This window comes from Flavobacterium sp. KH_001 (assembly GCF_057840745.1).
Genome location: NZ_CM174520.1, coordinates 782218 through 796924, shown reverse-complemented (window position 1 = coordinate 796924; position 14707 = coordinate 782218). Strand labels below are relative to the sequence as shown.

Below are 14707 nucleotides of genomic sequence, written 5' to 3'. Positions count from 1 at the left end.
CTAAAACGAATGCTTATTTTTGAAAATTTATTTTTTTGAAACGTGATAATCGTCGAATTTTCAAATTAACGGGACTTGAAATAACCGAGTAATTTTGTCACGTAATTTTCGTCGACTCTTGTGTTTACAACACCAGCTCCTGATTTACTGAAAATATCTTTGAAATAATTGACTCTTTCCTGATAATGTTTTTCATAATTCATACGGACTGATTTAGATCCTGTATCGACCAATTGAATTTTTCCCGTTTCAGCATCAAGCATATGAACCATTCCTAAATTCGGGATTTTTTCTTCGCGGATGTCATATACTCGTACACCAGTAATATCATGTTTTTTAGAAGCAATTTTTAAGGTCTGTTCGTAATTTTCAGACATGAAGTCAGAAATTACAAAAACGATCGCTTTCTTTTTTTGCGTTCCTGATAAAAACTTCAACGCTTGCGAAATATCCGTTTTATGGCTTTTTGGTTCAAATTCGATCAATTCACGAATGATTCTCAAAACGTGCGAACGGCCTTTTTTGGGTGGAATATACAATTCGACATTATCAGAAAATAATATTAATCCGATTTTGTCATTGTTTTGTGTAGCCGAAAAAGCCATCGTTGCCGCAATTTCGGTGACGATGTCTTTTTTGAATTGACTTTTTGAACCAAAACCTTCAGAGCCCGAAATATCAACCATTAACATCATGGTCAATTCTCGTTCTTCTTCAAAAACTTTTACGTGGGCTTCGTTATAGCGTGCGGTTACATTCCAGTCGATGTTACGAATATCATCGCCATATTGGTATTGACGCACTTCGCTAAAAGTCATCCCGCGCCCTTTAAATGAAGAATGGTACTCTCCCGAAAAGATATGATTGCTCAGTCTTTTGGTTTTGATTTCTATTTTCCGTACTTTTTTTAAAAGCTCTTTTGTATCCATTTTTTATTAGTGTTCAGTGATCAGTTAGAAAGTGTTCAGTTTAGTTCAAATTCTAAAAGCTCTTCTGTCTTTTGTTAGTGTTCAGGGAATTAAAGCATCAGTTGTTACTGAATACTAAAATCTGAACACTGAGCACTTTTTTTAAGGTACTTCAATCTCGTTTACGATTTTGTTGATAATGTCTACAGAAGTAATGTTTTCGGCTTCAGCCTCATACGTTATTCCAACTCTGTGACGTAAAACATCATGTACAACTGCACGAACGTCTTCTGGAATTACATAACCACGACGTTTGATGAAAGCGTAACATTTTGCTGCATTGGCTAAATTGATACTTCCACGTGGTGATGCTCCAAAACTAATAAGAGGTTTTAAGTCTGCAAGTTTGTACTTCTCTGGATAACGAGTAGCAAAGATGATATCTAAGATATATTTTTCGATTTTTTCGTCCATATAAACTTCACGTACCGCTTCTTGCGCACGCAAAATTTGTTCTACAGAAACTACAGGATTTACTTTTTCGTAACTTCCTTTTAGGTTTTGACGAATTACAAAACGTTCTTCATCAATTTTTGGGTAATCAATTACCGTTTTCAACATAAAACGATCGACCTGTGCTTCCGGAAGCTGGTATGTTCCTTCTTGCTCCACCGGGTTTTGAGTTGCCAGTACTAAAAACGGACGATCTAGTTTGAAAGTCGTGTCGCCAATAGTAACTTGTTTTTCCTGCATCGCCTCCAAAAGTGCAGACTGAACTTTCGCAGGAGCACGGTTAATCTCATCGGCAAGTACGAAATTGGCAAAAATTGGCCCTTTTTTAATAGAGAATTCATTTGCTTTGATGTTGTAAATCATCGTTCCGACAACATCGGCAGGTAATAAATCTGGAGTAAACTGGATACGGCTGAAAGAACCCTGTACCGCTTGCGACAAAGTATTTATCGCTAAAGTTTTGGCTAATCCCGGAACTCCTTCAAGTAAGATATGCCCTTGTCCCAGAAGCCCGATTAATAAACGCTCGACCATATGTTTCTGGCCCACAATAACTTTGTTCATTTCCATTGTAAGAAGGTCTATAAAAGCACTTTCTCTCTCAATTTTTTCATTTATCGCTCTAATGTCTAAAGTCGTTGTATTTTCTTCCATATAAATATTTTTAAAACCTTTTTAAAACGTTGATTTTTATGCCTAGCTTTTGAGAGTGCAAATTGAATATTTTTTGAGAAGTAAGATGTTAAAGAATGGTTAAAACTTCGACCAATGCACTAATTTTAAGGACGAATTGTGAATCTATTTTTATATTTTTAAGAACTTTGATGATTATGCTCTACAAAAGCATATTTATTACCAAAAATAACGCAATAAAACCATGAGCAAAACAACGTTATCGCCTATAATTTCGGGCACTATGAATTGGGGAGTTTGGGATAAAAACCTTACAACTAAAGAAATGGAAAATATGATACAGATCTGTATCGAAAACAAAATTACCACTTTTGATCACGCTGATATTTACGGATCTTATACTACAGAAGCAGATTTTGGAAAAGCTTTCCACGCAAGTAAAATTTCAAGAGAAAAATTACAGTTAATTACGAAGTGCGGAATTCAGATGATTGCTGAAAAACGTCCGGAAAATAAAATCAAACATTATGAATATTCGAAGGAATATATTATCTGGTCTGCTGAGGAATCTCTTAAAAAACTAAAAACAGATTTTATTGATGTTTTTTTACTGCACAGACCAAGTCCGCTAATGCAGGCCGATGAAATTGCTGAAGCGGTGGAGAAACTAAAATCAGAAGGAAAAATTATTGATTTTGGACTTTCAAATTTTACTAGTTCTCAGACCGAATTAATTCGTTCAAAAACAGAAGTAAGCTTTAATCAGGTACAATTTTCGGCGACACATTATGAAGCGATGACGGATGGAAGCTTAGATTATATGCAGACGCACGGAATTCGACCATTGTCATGGAATCCACTTGGGACCGTTTTTAGAGAAGATACTAAAAAGACACGCCGTTTGAAAAAACTGCTTGCTGAATTGGTTCAAAAATACAGTTTTGGTTCCGATACACTTTTGTTGGCCTGGATCTTAAAACATCCTGCAGGTGTAATTCCGATCGCAGGAACGGTAAATATTGCCAGAATTCAGTCTTTGATGAAAGCAGCCGAGTTAGAAATGGACAAAGAAGACTGGTTTGCGATCTGGACGGAAAGTATGGGCGATGACGTACCTTAATTTTTTAAAATGAACATAAAAAAACAGCTATTCTAATTTTTGGAGTAGCTGTTTTTTATGTTTAATTATTTTTTATTCTAAAATCAGCGTGTTCATGTTTGAGATTTGCCCATTAACCACAACCACATTAGGAACCACTAAAGGTGGCAATTCCGAAGTTATGTCTGGCGTAATTGTTACGGTATAAGTTCCCGCCGGAATACCGTTTAGTTGAAATACTCCTAGTTCATTTGTATAAGCAGAAACAGTTGTGTCTCCAACCTGAACAGATACTACAGATTGAAAAGTGAAAGGCGTTACAATTCCTTTAATTATTCCAGATGTTGCGTTTGTAGATACTCTGATTACCGGATGCAAATTGAAGCCACCAGATCCGCCTGTCTCCACAACAACAGAATGTTCAACATCAAAATCTAATAAAAAGTCATAAGTTGCACCACCAGTCAAGGTTTGGTTAACTTTTAATTTTAAACCTGATTGTTGCGCACTTGGGGTTTTTAAAGGATAAGTAACTCCATCTTTTTTTACTGAATTATGTTCTCCAAGAATTAATCTGATTTGGCCTAAAAAACCCGATGGCACCTCGTTATCTGCTAAAAGAACATTTACACCACCAGTTAAATCAAGTAAATTGTATATTCCTGGTGTAATATTTCCAATGCTTACCCATCCTTCCTCTCCGGTTTCTGAAGTGCTTTTAATTTTAACATCTAATACTTCAACGTTTACTTCATCATAATCTCCCGGAGCATCCGTCATTCGCACGGTTACTTTCGAAGTTTGTGCGCTACCGTTATCGTCATTGTTACTGCAACTTGTTATAAACAAGGATAATACTACGGTGAGGAGAAATATTCTAAAATTAAGATTTACTTTTTTCATAACTTTCTTTTTTTTTAAATTAGTAAATTAATAACGCAGAATAAAATTCATTTAGTGCCTTAATACAGTAATTTTGCATAGTATTTAATCAAATCTTAAGGAAAAGTCGGACTATATCTTAAAAAGTCGGAAATTTAAAATATGAAAAATGGTGTATTTAGAAAAATTTGATAAAAAGTTTTATTCTGAATTGATCGACTCCATCAAAAATGCAAAAGATTTGATGCAATTTGGCGGACCGGAATTTACTTTTCCCTTAACGGAAGAGCAAATCGATAAAACACTTTCTGATGAAAACAGAATTGCTTTTAGAGTTGTCAATACTGCTGATGGAAATACTATCGGACATTGTGAAATTTATTTTAAAGATGATTCGGCAAAATTGGGCAGAATTCTAATTATTGATGAGAACCAAAGAAGAAAAGGGATTGGCGAAAAAATGGTAATTTTATTGCTGAAATTTATTCGGGAAAACAGGAAAGAACGAAATATTGAACTGAATGTTTTTGATTTTAATATTGGGGCTATAAAGTGTTATGAAAAAGTAGGTTTCACGATTAATCCGAATAAAAAACTATTTAGCGAAGTTGATGGCGAAACCTGGACGGCACTTAATATGGTATTGAATTTAGAAGATTGGAAAAATAATAACTAAAAGATAAAATATTTGCCAGAGATTAAAGGATTAAATTGATTTTTCAATCTGTGAGAATCCTTTAATCTGTGGCAAAAAATAAAACAAAATTTAGAATGAAAAAAACAGTTTTAATTACTGGAGCTACAAGCGGAATTGGAAAAGCAACCGCACAAATAATGGCAAAAAACGATTATAAAATTATCCTTTGCGGAAGACGTAAAGAACGTTTAGCTGAACTCGAAAAAGAACTTTCGGCATTTACTGAAGTGTATTCTCTTTCTTTTGATGTTCGTGATAAAGAGGCCGTTTTTTCAACTATAAATTCATTGCCAGCAGAATTTTCGCAAATTGACGTTTTAATTAATAATGCTGGAAATGCGCACGGCTTAGACCCAATTCAGAATGGAAATATTGATGATTGGGATGCTATGATCGATATTAATGTAAAAGGACTTTTGTACGTTTCTAAAGCGATAATTCCACAGATGATCGAGAGAAAAGCGGGGCACATTATTAATATTGGATCCATTGCCGGTAAAGAAGTGTATCCAAACGGAAATGTATATTGTGCATCAAAACATGCCGTTGATGCTATTAATAACGGAATGCGAATGGACCTGAATCCTTACGGAATCAAGGTAGGAGCAATTCATCCGGGAATGGTTGAAACCGAATTTAGCGAAGTGCGTTTTAAAGGTGATGCAGACAGAGCGTCTAATGTATACAAAGGTTTAGACGCCTTACAAGCGGAAGATATTGCAGATATTATTCATTTTGTGGTCTCAAGAAAATACCATGTAAATATTGCGGATTTAATTGTGTATCCAACGGCACAGGCCTCGGCAACGATAGTTAAGAAGAATATTTAGATTTTTAGACTAACTTAGACTTCTTAAGACAGCGAGACTATCGATATAAAAGTCTAAAAATCTAGCATCTAAGCAGTCTAAGTTAGTCTAAAAATCCAACAATCTAAGAAGTCTAAACAGATGATCAACAAACGCCTTTTAATAAAAAACCTGCTCGCTCATAATGATGAGAGCAGTTTTTATGATAAAAAAAGGCAGTTGAATTTACATACTCGGGAAGGAAAAGGAAAGTTTCTAAAACACATTTGTGCCCTATCAAATTCTAACCCAACCAATAATTCATATATCGTAGTTGGAGTTGAAGATCAGGATAATGAAATTGTCGGTGATGATTTCTTTGATGATAGCCGAATTCAAAATCTCGTCAATGCTTTTTTAGAAAATCCACCTAAAATTCAATATGAGAATGTACCGTTTCCGAATCTTCCAAAAGACAAAGTAATCGGATTGGTTACGATTAAACCCAAGAACAAAATTTCGTATTTTAAAAAAGGAATTCACACTATTTTAGCGAATAGCGTTTTTATTAGGCGCGGCAGTAATTCGGTTCCTATTGAAGGTGAAGTAGAGAAGAATTACCAGAATACAGAAACGGTAATTGGAATTGAAAACAGCTCCCGAAACAGTATTCAGTATACACTTGACGGCGTAATCGATTTTATGAATTTCAGGCACAAAGACATGTCGCCGAAATATCGGGTTTTTAAAGAATTATTTGTGATTTGCTGGGCAGGAGTTCCTAAGAAATCGCGTGATAAAACCTTTCTTTCCAGAGTTGATATTGAATTGATCAACGAACAAATTAAACTTTTTTATTCGGCGCAAGATGTTGTTACCATTGTTTTTGATGATGATAGTTTTACGATTACAGAATATGTTCCGTTAGGCTTAAACGATAAAACAAGTTATTATCCTTTAGAAGAACAAACCATTCGTTTTTTTGATAATGGTTATTACAAAATCGACCGGAAAATGCTTTTTCAACCACCGGAATTCAATCGAAAAATGCTGTATCATATTTACAATTCGAATATGGCATTACTTCAAAAATTACAAAAAGGATTTACATTGTCACAACGTGAAATGGTTGATCTGGAGAATCTTCCTTCGACTTTTATGATTTGTTATTTGAATGGTTTTGATGAAGCCAAGCAAAAACTAATCGATTCAAAATTGCTTTTGAAACCTTTTTCGCAGGTGTATTTGTCTTTTAAAGAAGCGCTCCGAATTCTGCGAAAGATGAAATATGATTTTCAGGAAGGAGCAAAGTAGCAAAGGTTCAAAGGTTTTCCGTAGAGGCGCACAGCAGTGCGTCTAACTCACAGTGTTTTTTTTAAAATTACTGATACAATAAAAACTTATCAACTTCATCATAAGGAAATAAAAGCTCTTTTGGGCCATCTGCGTAAGATGCAGCTTCATAGGAGTTAAAATATAAAAGCAAGCCTTCTTCTGTATAAAAAATGTTCTGAGGTAATTGAAATTTATCATTTTCGAACATTAAACCTGTTGCGTTAATGTTGGCTTTTGCAGGGATTTTATATTTGGCGCGGAAAGCTTTTTCGGCGAAAGCCTTAAACTCTTTTTCATTTTTAAAAATTTGATCTGAAAAAATAATTTTTCCTGTTTTCGGATTAAATAATAAAGAGCGATACCCCTGATAACCGTGCGCGCCGCCTGTAAATGTATAATGATCGATTTTTATATTAATTATTTGGGCGGATTCAAATTCTACATTTCCTTTAATTTTGCCTTCCCATCCAAAGGTTTCGTTTGCGAATTTTTGATGCATTTCTTCATAAGATTCAATGAAAGAAGCTGTTAGTGCTTTGTAGTCGTTTAGTTGTATTGGCTTTTCACCAAAATAAGTAATTTCTTTTATGACCAAAAATATTTTTTTGTTGATGCTGTCTGCTACAACGGGAATATTTTTTGCAATCGGAATGTCAATAGTAATTATTGGGCAATCTGTTTTGCAGGGAAGGTTGGATTTTTTCTCAAATGTTTTGTTTTCAAATGAAAGTTCTTTGCTACAGCTAGTGAATATTAAAAACAAAAAGACTAAAAAAGTATACTGTTTCATATCTAAAAGTGTTAATTATATATAAAGGTAAGAAGTTGTGTCCGGATTAGAATAAATTAAACGGTAAATTTGTACCAGAATTAAAGATTAAAAATTTGTAACTATATGAAATTCAATACTAAAGTAATTCATGGCGGTCAACATCATGATCCAAGTACGGGAGCAGTAATGCCACCGGTTTATCAAACTTCAACTTATATTCAAACAAGTCCGGGGCAGCCTTTGGGCGATTATGAATACAGCAGAGCTTCAAACCCAACTCGTTCAGCGTTAGAAAACGCTTTGGCCAGTATTGAAAATGGTACTCGCGGATTGGCTTTTTCATCTGGATTAGCGGCTACTGATTGTATTTTAAGAGGTTTAAAAGGCGGAGATGAAGTCATTGCAATGGATGATTTATACGGTGGAACTTACAGAATGTTCTCCAGAATTTATAAGGATTCCGGGATTAAATTTCACTTTGTTGATATGACCGATATTGCTAAATTGAAGTTATTAATCAATGAAAACACAAAATTGGTTTGGGTAGAGACGCCCACGAACCCGTTAATGAAATTGGCCGATATCGAAGAAGTTGCCAAAATTACCAAAGAGCATAAAATTTTATTTGCGGTTGATAATACTTTTGCAACACCATACTTGCAAAAGCCACTTGATTTAGGTGCTGATATTGTAATGCATTCTGCGACAAAATATTTAGGTGGACACTCTGATGTTATTGCCGGAGCTTTAATCGTAAAAGATGAAGCTTTAGGAGAACAATTACATTTTCAGCAATTTGCAACTGGAGCAACATTGGGGCCAATGGATAGTTTTTTGGTTTTAAGAGGAATTAAAACACTTTCATTAAGAGTTCAAAGACACTGTGAAAACGGAGAAAAAGTAGTGGAGTTTTTAACTAAACATCCTAAGATAAAAACGGTTTACTATCCTGGATTACCAAGTCATCCGTTTCATGAGATTGCAAAAAAACAAATGAAAGCTTTTGGCGGAATGGTTTCATTCACATTTGTTTCTGGTAAAAAAGAAGATTCAATTGCTTTCTTAGAGAAATTAAAAGTATTCACTTTGGCAGAATCATTAGGTGGAGTTGAATCGTTAGCGAATCATCCCGCTTTGATGACACATGCTTCTATTCCGGCAGATAAGAGAGCAGAAGTTGGTATTACCGATGATTTGGTTCGATTAAGTGTTGGTATCGAAGATGCAGAAGATTTAATCGCCGATTTAGAACAGGCATTAGCATAAAAAGCTAAATTCTAAAATAAAAAAAATCCCAAATTCCAATTAATTATTTTGGAATTTGGGATTTTTATATTTTGAGATTTCTTTAAAATTCTAAGTAATGAATGTAACCAACATTAAGCCAAACCTGCCAGTCATTTGCTTTGTTTTCTTTAAAAAGGTCTTTGTTTGGATTTAAACCGTCAACCCAGTCAGAACTAAAAGACTGAAAACGACATTCAAGCATTAAGTCGCTCATTGTTGTTAGTTTGTAATGTACACCTAAACCAGCTGTTGCTGATAAAACAATACCGTTTTCACTTGAAAAACCATACTGACGACCATCTGATGGGACTAGATATTTTACAGGGGTAGTTTCTATAGTTCCTAATGGTCCAAGGTCAGAGCTTACTTTAGTAGTGTAGTAACTTACTAAAAAACCTAAACTTATATAAGGACTAAAACTACCAACATTGTTTTCAAAATCATGTATTTTAATAAATGAGAATTCTCCTTGAGCACCAAGACTCAATATGTTAGATTTTCCATTCATAGCTCTCAATCGCAAGACTCCTAAAGTTGGTGGATTTTTTTCTACATAACGACCAAAATGCTCGAGGTTGGTGTTAGTAAAAGATAACTCTGATCTGATCTTTACATGTTCTGAAAAAAAAGTTTCGTGATTGTTATTTGCTGAAAAGTTAATAAAATGAACTAATCCAATACCAATACCTCTGTTTCCAACATTGGTTTCAAGGTCATGCCTTTCACCATAATCTGATTGAAGAGTAACGGGTCCGAATATTATTCCTACTTCTTGTGCAAAACTTTGCGCATTCGATACAGTTGAAATTCCGATGAAGGCGAATAATGTGAGTATTATAGGTTTAAACATATCTTTGGGGCTTTCAAATCAAGGCAAATATATAAAAAACATGTACGATTCAAAATATAATATTGTTCTATTAAAAAATAAGTAGCAAAATACTTAATTTGTTAACTTTAAGTTGGTTGTTTTGATGTAAAATTAGTAGTGTAAAATACTATTATTGGTAAAGTTTGAAAATTACACAATTCAACGCTGTAAACTAAAAAAAATCACATTAGATTCGCATTTTGTTATATCTTTGTGTGTTGAAACGAAAACGTTTTCTTAAACGTATTTTCTTATTTAATTGAGCGAAAATTAAAATAATTTATCTGAATAATTTATTTAAAAATGGAACAAAAAATAAATGAATTTATGGCTCTTGTAGAGTCTAAAAATCCGAACGAGCCAGAGTTTCTTCAAGCCGTTAGAGAATTTGCAGAAACGGTAATTCCATTTATTGCAGAACGTAAAAAATACGATGGAAAAAACTTACTTCTAAGAATTGCTGAGCCAGAACGCTCTATAATATTTAGAGTTCCATGGGTTGATGATAAAGGAGAAATAATTGTAAACAGAGGTTTTAGAATTCAGATGAATTCAGCAATTGGACCTTACAAAGGCGGAATTAGATTTCATCACTCTGTGAACCTATCAGTTTTAAAATTCCTTGCTTTTGAGCAGGTTTTCAAAAATAGTTTGACTACACTTCCAATGGGTGGAGGTAAAGGAGGTTCTGATTTTGATCCGGAAGGAAAATCGGATGCTGAGGTAATGCGTTTTTGTCAGTCTTTCATGACGGAATTATGTCGTCATATTGGTCCTGATTTAGATGTACCTGCTGGAGATATTGGTGTAGGAGCAAGAGAAATTGGATATTTGTTTGGTCAATATAAAAGAATTAGAAATGAATTTACTGGTGTTTTAACCGGTAAAGGAATTGCTTACGGAGGATCATTGATCAGACCTGAAGCTACAGGATACGGAGTTGTTTATTTTACAGATCAAATGTTGCGTACTATGGGACATGAGATTAAAGGTAAAAGAGTAGCAATTTCCGGATTTGGAAATGTGGCTTGGGGAGTGGCACTAAAAATAAATGAATTAGGCGGAAAAGTGTTGACTATTTCTGGTCCTGATGGTTATATTTATGATGAAGACGGAATCTCTGGAGAAAAAATTGATCATATGCTTGAAATGAGAGCAAGTGGTGATAATAGAGCAGAAAAATATTTGGAGAAATATCCAAATGCTGTTTTCCATAAAGGGAAAAGTCCATGGGAAGTAAAGGTTGATATTGCAATTCCATGTGCTACTCAAAATGAGTTAAACGGTGAAGATGCTCAAAAACTAATTGACAATGGCGTTTTATGTGTTACTGAAGCTGCAAACATGCCATCTACATTAGATGCAATTAAATTATTCTTAGATAATAAAGTATTATTTGCTCCAGGAAAAGCGGCTAACGCTGGCGGTGTTGCTGCATCTGGACTTGAAATGACACAAAATTCAATTCGTCTAAACTGGACAAGTGAAGAAGTTGATTTAAGATTAAAAGATATTATGGTTGGAATTCACAACCAATGTAAAAAATACGGTGTTGGAGAAGATGGTTATGTGAACTACGTAAAAGGAGCAAACATTGCCGGATTTGTTAAAGTTGCCGATGCTATGCTTGCACAAGGTGTAGTATAATTTTTATTACAATTTAGAAATGCCTTCATTTGTTTTACGACAAATCGAAGGCATTTTTTATTTATAAAAGAACAAAATTCTAATACTTTCGTTTGTATTATATTTGTCTATCTGAATATATCAAATAATGAAGAAAAGTTTTTTCTATATTTTGTTTTTACTTTTTATGCAATTTACTTTTGCTCAGAATTTGTCGTGGCAAGGCTACTTTTCGTTTAATGAAATAAAAGATGTTTCAGAATCTTCGACTACCGTTTATGCAGCATCGGAGAATGCTTTATTTTCAAAAAACGCTGCGACAAATACAGTTAAAATAACGACTACTGTTGAAGGACTTTCTGGTCAGACCATTTCTGCTGTATATTATAGTGAAGCATTCAAAAAAACAATTGTAGGTTATGAAAATGGTTTAATGATTGTAATCAATGAAACGGATGGCAGTATGCTAAAAGTGGTCGATATCATTAATAAGCAATTAGCTCCAAATCTGAAAAAGATAAATCATTTTATGGAACATAATGGTTTAGTTTATGTTTCTTGCGATTTCGGAATTGTGCAATTCAATTTAACAACTTTACAATTTGGTGATACTTATTTTATTGGTGATAATGGTGCAGAAATCAGTGTAAAACAAACTGCTTTTTTTAACGGATTTATTTATGCAGCAACATCAAGCGGTATTAGACGAGCAAATAGTACAAGCCCGAATTTAAATGATTTTAGTCAATGGTCCGTTGTGAATTCTGGTGATTGGTCAAGTGTTGAAGCCTTAGATACAGAACTCATTGCAATTAATACTGTTGGGTATATTCATAGGTTTAACTCCGCTATTTTTGTTGGTTTTTTACAGCTCCCACAACCTTCTGTAGATATGCGCACCAAAAATCATAATTTATTTATTACGATTCCTAATACGGTTTATATCTATAATAATCAAATGATTCTGAATCGGCAGATTTCAAATGCCCAGGTTTTAGATAATACAGTGGCTTTTACTTGTTCTACAGCTGTCGGAGATGTGATTTATATCGGCACGAAAGAAAACGGTTTGTATTCATCTTCTCTTTTAAGTAATGGTACTTTTGAAAATAATACGCCCACGGGTCCGGCACGAAACAACATTTTCTCCTTAGATGTAACTCCAAATGTGCTGTGGACGGTTTATGGTGATTATGATTCTTTTTACAATCCCTATCCTTTAGATAGTTATGGTATAAGTAAGTACAATACTTCTGGCTGGTTGAATATTCCTTATTCTGAAGTTTATGACGCCAAATCTATGACCAGAATTATTGTAAATCCAACAAATGAAAAGCAGGTTTATGCGAGTTCATTTTTCTCCGGATTATTAAAAATAGAAGATGATGTGCCGAATTTTTTATATGACGAAAAAAATAGTGGTTTGGAATCCATTACTACCGAAGGTCCAAATTATATAGATGTCCGAATTAATGGAGCTGCTTTTGATAAAACGGGAAATCTTTGGATAACCAATAGCCGGATTAAAAACGGATTGAAAGTTTTAAGAACCAATGGTCAATGGGGGAGTTATTCGATGACCTCAATTATTGATAATGCTGAAGCTTCAAGTTATGCCAATATTTTGGTTGACAGAAATAATGTAAAATGGATCGCAACCAATAGAGATGGAGTGGTTGGCTTTAATGAAGCAACAAATACCTTCAAAAAAATGACATTTGGTGCTGATGTAGGAAATCTTCCAATTGCAGATGTGAGATCAATCGCAATCGATGCTAAAAACCAACTTTGGATTGGAACAACAAAAGGATTGCGTGTTTTGTCGAATATAAGTAGTTTTCAGAATGACAGTCAATTAAAAGCAAACCCGATTATTATAATGGAGGATGATTTGGCTCAGGAATTACTTTATGAGCAATTTATTACTTCTATCGCCGTTGATGGTGCCAATAATAAATGGATAGGGACTGCCGATTCAGGTGTTTTTATGGTGTCGCCAAATGGTCAGGAAACAAAATATCATTTCACGATTAGCAATTCGCCTTTGCCAGGGAATGTTATAAATGATATTAAAATTAACAGCACAACCGGAGAAGTTTTCATTGCTACAAACAAAGGAATGATTTCTTTTAAAGGAATTGCAACCGGTGCCAATGAAGATTTAAACAATGTTTACGTGTATCCAAATCCGGTCCGACCAACGTATTCAGGAACTGTAAAAGTGGCTGGGTTAATTGATAAAGCCAATATTAAAATTACCGATATTGAAGGTAATTTGGTGTATGAAACTACTTCAGAAGGCGGAACAATAGAATGGGACACAACTGCTTTTGGAAGATATAAAGTGGCCTCAGGTGTCTATATGATTTTTATTTCTGCTCAGGATGGAGGAGAAACAAAGGTCAAGAAAGTGATGATAATTAGATAATTAGATAATTTTTTAATGTAATGTCTAAGAAGTCTAGTGTCTAAGAGGGCTAAAAATCCAATAATCTAAAAATCTAAAGTTGTTAGTCAAAACCAAAGCAATAGTAATCTCCTCTTTAAAATTTCAGGAAAAAAGCCTGATCGTGAAATGTTTTACGCTTTCAAATGGCCTGAAGTCTTACTTTGTGCGCGATGCTTTTTCTAGTCGGAAAGCCAGCCAGAAAATTGCTTATTTTCAGCCGTTTTCAATTTTGGAAATTGAGGCGGTTCATAAAAATAAAGGAACTTTAGAAAATTTTAAAGAAATCAAAACCGCAGTTCCTTTTCAGACTATTCATACGGATGTAGTGAAAAGTACAATCGTAATGTTTCTTTCAGAGATGTTGCATTATTCCATTCAGGAAGAAGAAAAAAACGAATCGCTTTTTGAGTTTTTAGAAACAGCATTGACCTGGTTAGACCATCATGATGAAATAGCTAATTTTCATTTAATTTTACTTTTAGAGGCAACAAAATACCTTGGTTTTTATCCGGATACTTCTGAAAATGATTTGCCGTATTTTGAAATGATTGAAGGTGTTTTTACACTTTTTAGCGGAGTAAATTCTTTAACAGAACACGAAACAAACCTTCTAAAAAAGCTAATTGATTTACGATTTGATAACGATCAAAAAGTTTTTCATGTGATAGAAAGACAAATACTGCTGAAAATTCTTATAGATTATTATAGTTTTCATTTAGATGGATTCAAAAAACCTAAATCTTTAGAGGTTTTAAAGGAGGTTTTCTCTTAAATCTTCAAAAACAACAATTTTTTTTGCGGAATATACCTGAAATTTCCTTTCAGTACTCTTTTTTCTGTCATCTTT

13 protein-coding genes are annotated in these 14707 nt (G+C 34.0%); 8 read left to right on the top strand and 5 right to left on the bottom strand.

Going from position 1 to position 14707, the window contains the following annotated elements; genetic code table 11:
- Positions 1 to 65: 65 nt before the first annotated feature.
- Positions 66 to 929 (bottom strand): DUF58 domain-containing protein, encoded by an 864-nt coding sequence (locus AC3ITQ_RS03735; protein WP_489236866.1) that lies wholly within the window; start codon positions 927 to 929, stop codon positions 66 to 68.
- A gap of 141 nt (positions 930 to 1070) precedes the next feature.
- The gene (locus tag AC3ITQ_RS03730) at positions 1071 to 2075 is read right to left on the bottom strand and encodes an AAA family ATPase (RefSeq protein ID WP_007807095.1); all 1005 of its coding nucleotides are present in this window, start codon (positions 2073 to 2075) and stop codon (positions 1071 to 1073) included.
- Positions 2076 to 2298: 223 nt separating this feature from the next.
- Here AC3ITQ_RS03730 and AC3ITQ_RS03725 point away from each other — a divergent pair, with 223 nt between their 5' ends.
- The gene (locus AC3ITQ_RS03725) at positions 2299 to 3174 is read left to right on the top strand and encodes an aldo/keto reductase (RefSeq protein ID WP_375034381.1); all 876 of its coding nucleotides are present in this window, start codon (positions 2299 to 2301) and stop codon (positions 3172 to 3174) included.
- 72 nt (positions 3175 to 3246) lie between these two features.
- Here AC3ITQ_RS03725 and AC3ITQ_RS03720 read toward each other — a convergent pair whose 3' ends face one another.
- The gene (locus tag AC3ITQ_RS03720) at positions 3247 to 4056 is read right to left on the bottom strand and encodes a DUF4382 domain-containing protein (protein ID WP_489236865.1); all 810 of its coding nucleotides are present in this window, start codon (positions 4054 to 4056) and stop codon (positions 3247 to 3249) included.
- A gap of 148 nt (positions 4057 to 4204) precedes the next feature.
- On the opposite strand from AC3ITQ_RS03720, the gene AC3ITQ_RS03715 reads away from it, so the two are divergent.
- The 3 genes from AC3ITQ_RS03715 to AC3ITQ_RS03705 all read left to right on the top strand — a co-directional run bounded on the left by AC3ITQ_RS03715 (position 4205) and on the right by AC3ITQ_RS03705 (position 6834).
- Entirely contained in the window at positions 4205 to 4711 is a 507-nt protein-coding gene (locus tag AC3ITQ_RS03715) for a GNAT family N-acetyltransferase (RefSeq protein ID WP_489236864.1), read from the top strand.
- Between the two features lie 95 nt (positions 4712 to 4806).
- A complete protein-coding gene (locus tag AC3ITQ_RS03710) occupies positions 4807 to 5562 on the top strand; it encodes an SDR family NAD(P)-dependent oxidoreductase (RefSeq protein ID WP_489236863.1) in 756 nt (251 codons plus the stop codon).
- A gap of 120 nt (positions 5563 to 5682) precedes the next feature.
- Positions 5683 to 6834 carry an ATP-binding protein gene (locus AC3ITQ_RS03705; protein WP_489236862.1) on the top strand — a complete coding sequence of 384 codons (1152 nt, stop codon included), beginning with the start codon at positions 5683 to 5685 and terminating at the stop codon, positions 6832 to 6834.
- Between the two features lie 67 nt (positions 6835 to 6901).
- On the opposite strand, the gene AC3ITQ_RS03700 is transcribed toward AC3ITQ_RS03705, so the two are convergent.
- Positions 6902 to 7645, bottom strand: coding sequence for a DUF3298 and DUF4163 domain-containing protein (locus tag AC3ITQ_RS03700; RefSeq protein ID WP_489236861.1), 744 nt, complete (start codon positions 7643 to 7645; stop codon positions 6902 to 6904).
- 105 nt (positions 7646 to 7750) lie between these two features.
- Here AC3ITQ_RS03700 and AC3ITQ_RS03695 point away from each other — a divergent pair, with 105 nt between their 5' ends.
- Positions 7751 to 8893 carry a cystathionine gamma-synthase gene (locus tag AC3ITQ_RS03695; RefSeq protein WP_489236860.1) on the top strand — a complete coding sequence of 381 codons (1143 nt, stop codon included), beginning with the start codon at positions 7751 to 7753 and terminating at the stop codon, positions 8891 to 8893.
- Between the two features lie 82 nt (positions 8894 to 8975).
- On the opposite strand, the gene AC3ITQ_RS03690 is transcribed toward AC3ITQ_RS03695, so the two are convergent.
- Positions 8976 to 9764: a THC0290_0291 family protein gene (locus AC3ITQ_RS03690; RefSeq protein WP_489236859.1), complete on the bottom strand. Its 789-nt coding sequence runs from the start codon at positions 9762 to 9764 to the stop codon at positions 8976 to 8978.
- Between the two features lie 324 nt (positions 9765 to 10088).
- Here AC3ITQ_RS03690 and gdhA point away from each other — a divergent pair, with 324 nt between their 5' ends.
- The 3 genes from gdhA (at position 10089) to recO (ending at position 14632) form a co-directional block, all read left to right on the top strand.
- Positions 10089 to 11432 carry an NADP-specific glutamate dehydrogenase gene (gdhA, locus tag AC3ITQ_RS03685; RefSeq protein WP_375034390.1) on the top strand — a complete coding sequence of 448 codons (1344 nt, stop codon included), beginning with the start codon at positions 10089 to 10091 and terminating at the stop codon, positions 11430 to 11432.
- A gap of 127 nt (positions 11433 to 11559) precedes the next feature.
- Positions 11560 to 13839, top strand: coding sequence for a type IX secretion system anionic LPS delivery protein PorZ (gene porZ / locus AC3ITQ_RS03680; protein ID WP_489236858.1), 2280 nt, complete (start codon positions 11560 to 11562; stop codon positions 13837 to 13839).
- 79 nt (positions 13840 to 13918) lie between these two features.
- On the top strand, positions 13919 to 14632 hold the full coding sequence (recO, locus tag AC3ITQ_RS03675; RefSeq protein ID WP_072969789.1) for a DNA repair protein RecO: 714 nt from the start codon (positions 13919 to 13921) through the stop codon (positions 14630 to 14632).
- The last annotated feature ends 75 nt before the right edge of the window (positions 14633 to 14707 follow it).

Coding starts and splice junctions, on each gene's coding strand:
- AC3ITQ_RS03735 (WP_489236866.1), bottom strand. CDS start 929: ATGGATACAAAAGAGCTTTTAAAAAAAGTACGGAAAATAGAAATCAAA.
- AC3ITQ_RS03730 (WP_007807095.1), bottom strand. CDS start 2,075: ATGGAAGAAAATACAACGACTTTAGACATTAGAGCGATAAATGAAAAA.
- AC3ITQ_RS03725 (WP_375034381.1), top strand. CDS start 2,299: ATGAGCAAAACAACGTTATCGCCTATAATTTCGGGCACTATGAATTGG.
- AC3ITQ_RS03720 (WP_489236865.1), bottom strand. CDS start 4,056: ATGAAAAAAGTAAATCTTAATTTTAGAATATTTCTCCTCACCGTAGTA.
- AC3ITQ_RS03715 (WP_489236864.1), top strand. CDS start 4,205: ATGGTGTATTTAGAAAAATTTGATAAAAAGTTTTATTCTGAATTGATC.
- AC3ITQ_RS03710 (WP_489236863.1), top strand. CDS start 4,807: ATGAAAAAAACAGTTTTAATTACTGGAGCTACAAGCGGAATTGGAAAA.
- AC3ITQ_RS03705 (WP_489236862.1), top strand. CDS start 5,683: ATGATCAACAAACGCCTTTTAATAAAAAACCTGCTCGCTCATAATGAT.
- AC3ITQ_RS03700 (WP_489236861.1), bottom strand. CDS start 7,645: ATGAAACAGTATACTTTTTTAGTCTTTTTGTTTTTAATATTCACTAGC.
- AC3ITQ_RS03695 (WP_489236860.1), top strand. CDS start 7,751: ATGAAATTCAATACTAAAGTAATTCATGGCGGTCAACATCATGATCCA.
- AC3ITQ_RS03690 (WP_489236859.1), bottom strand. CDS start 9,764: ATGTTTAAACCTATAATACTCACATTATTCGCCTTCATCGGAATTTCA.
- gdhA (WP_375034390.1), top strand. CDS start 10,089: ATGGAACAAAAAATAAATGAATTTATGGCTCTTGTAGAGTCTAAAAAT.
- porZ (WP_489236858.1), top strand. CDS start 11,560: ATGAAGAAAAGTTTTTTCTATATTTTGTTTTTACTTTTTATGCAATTT.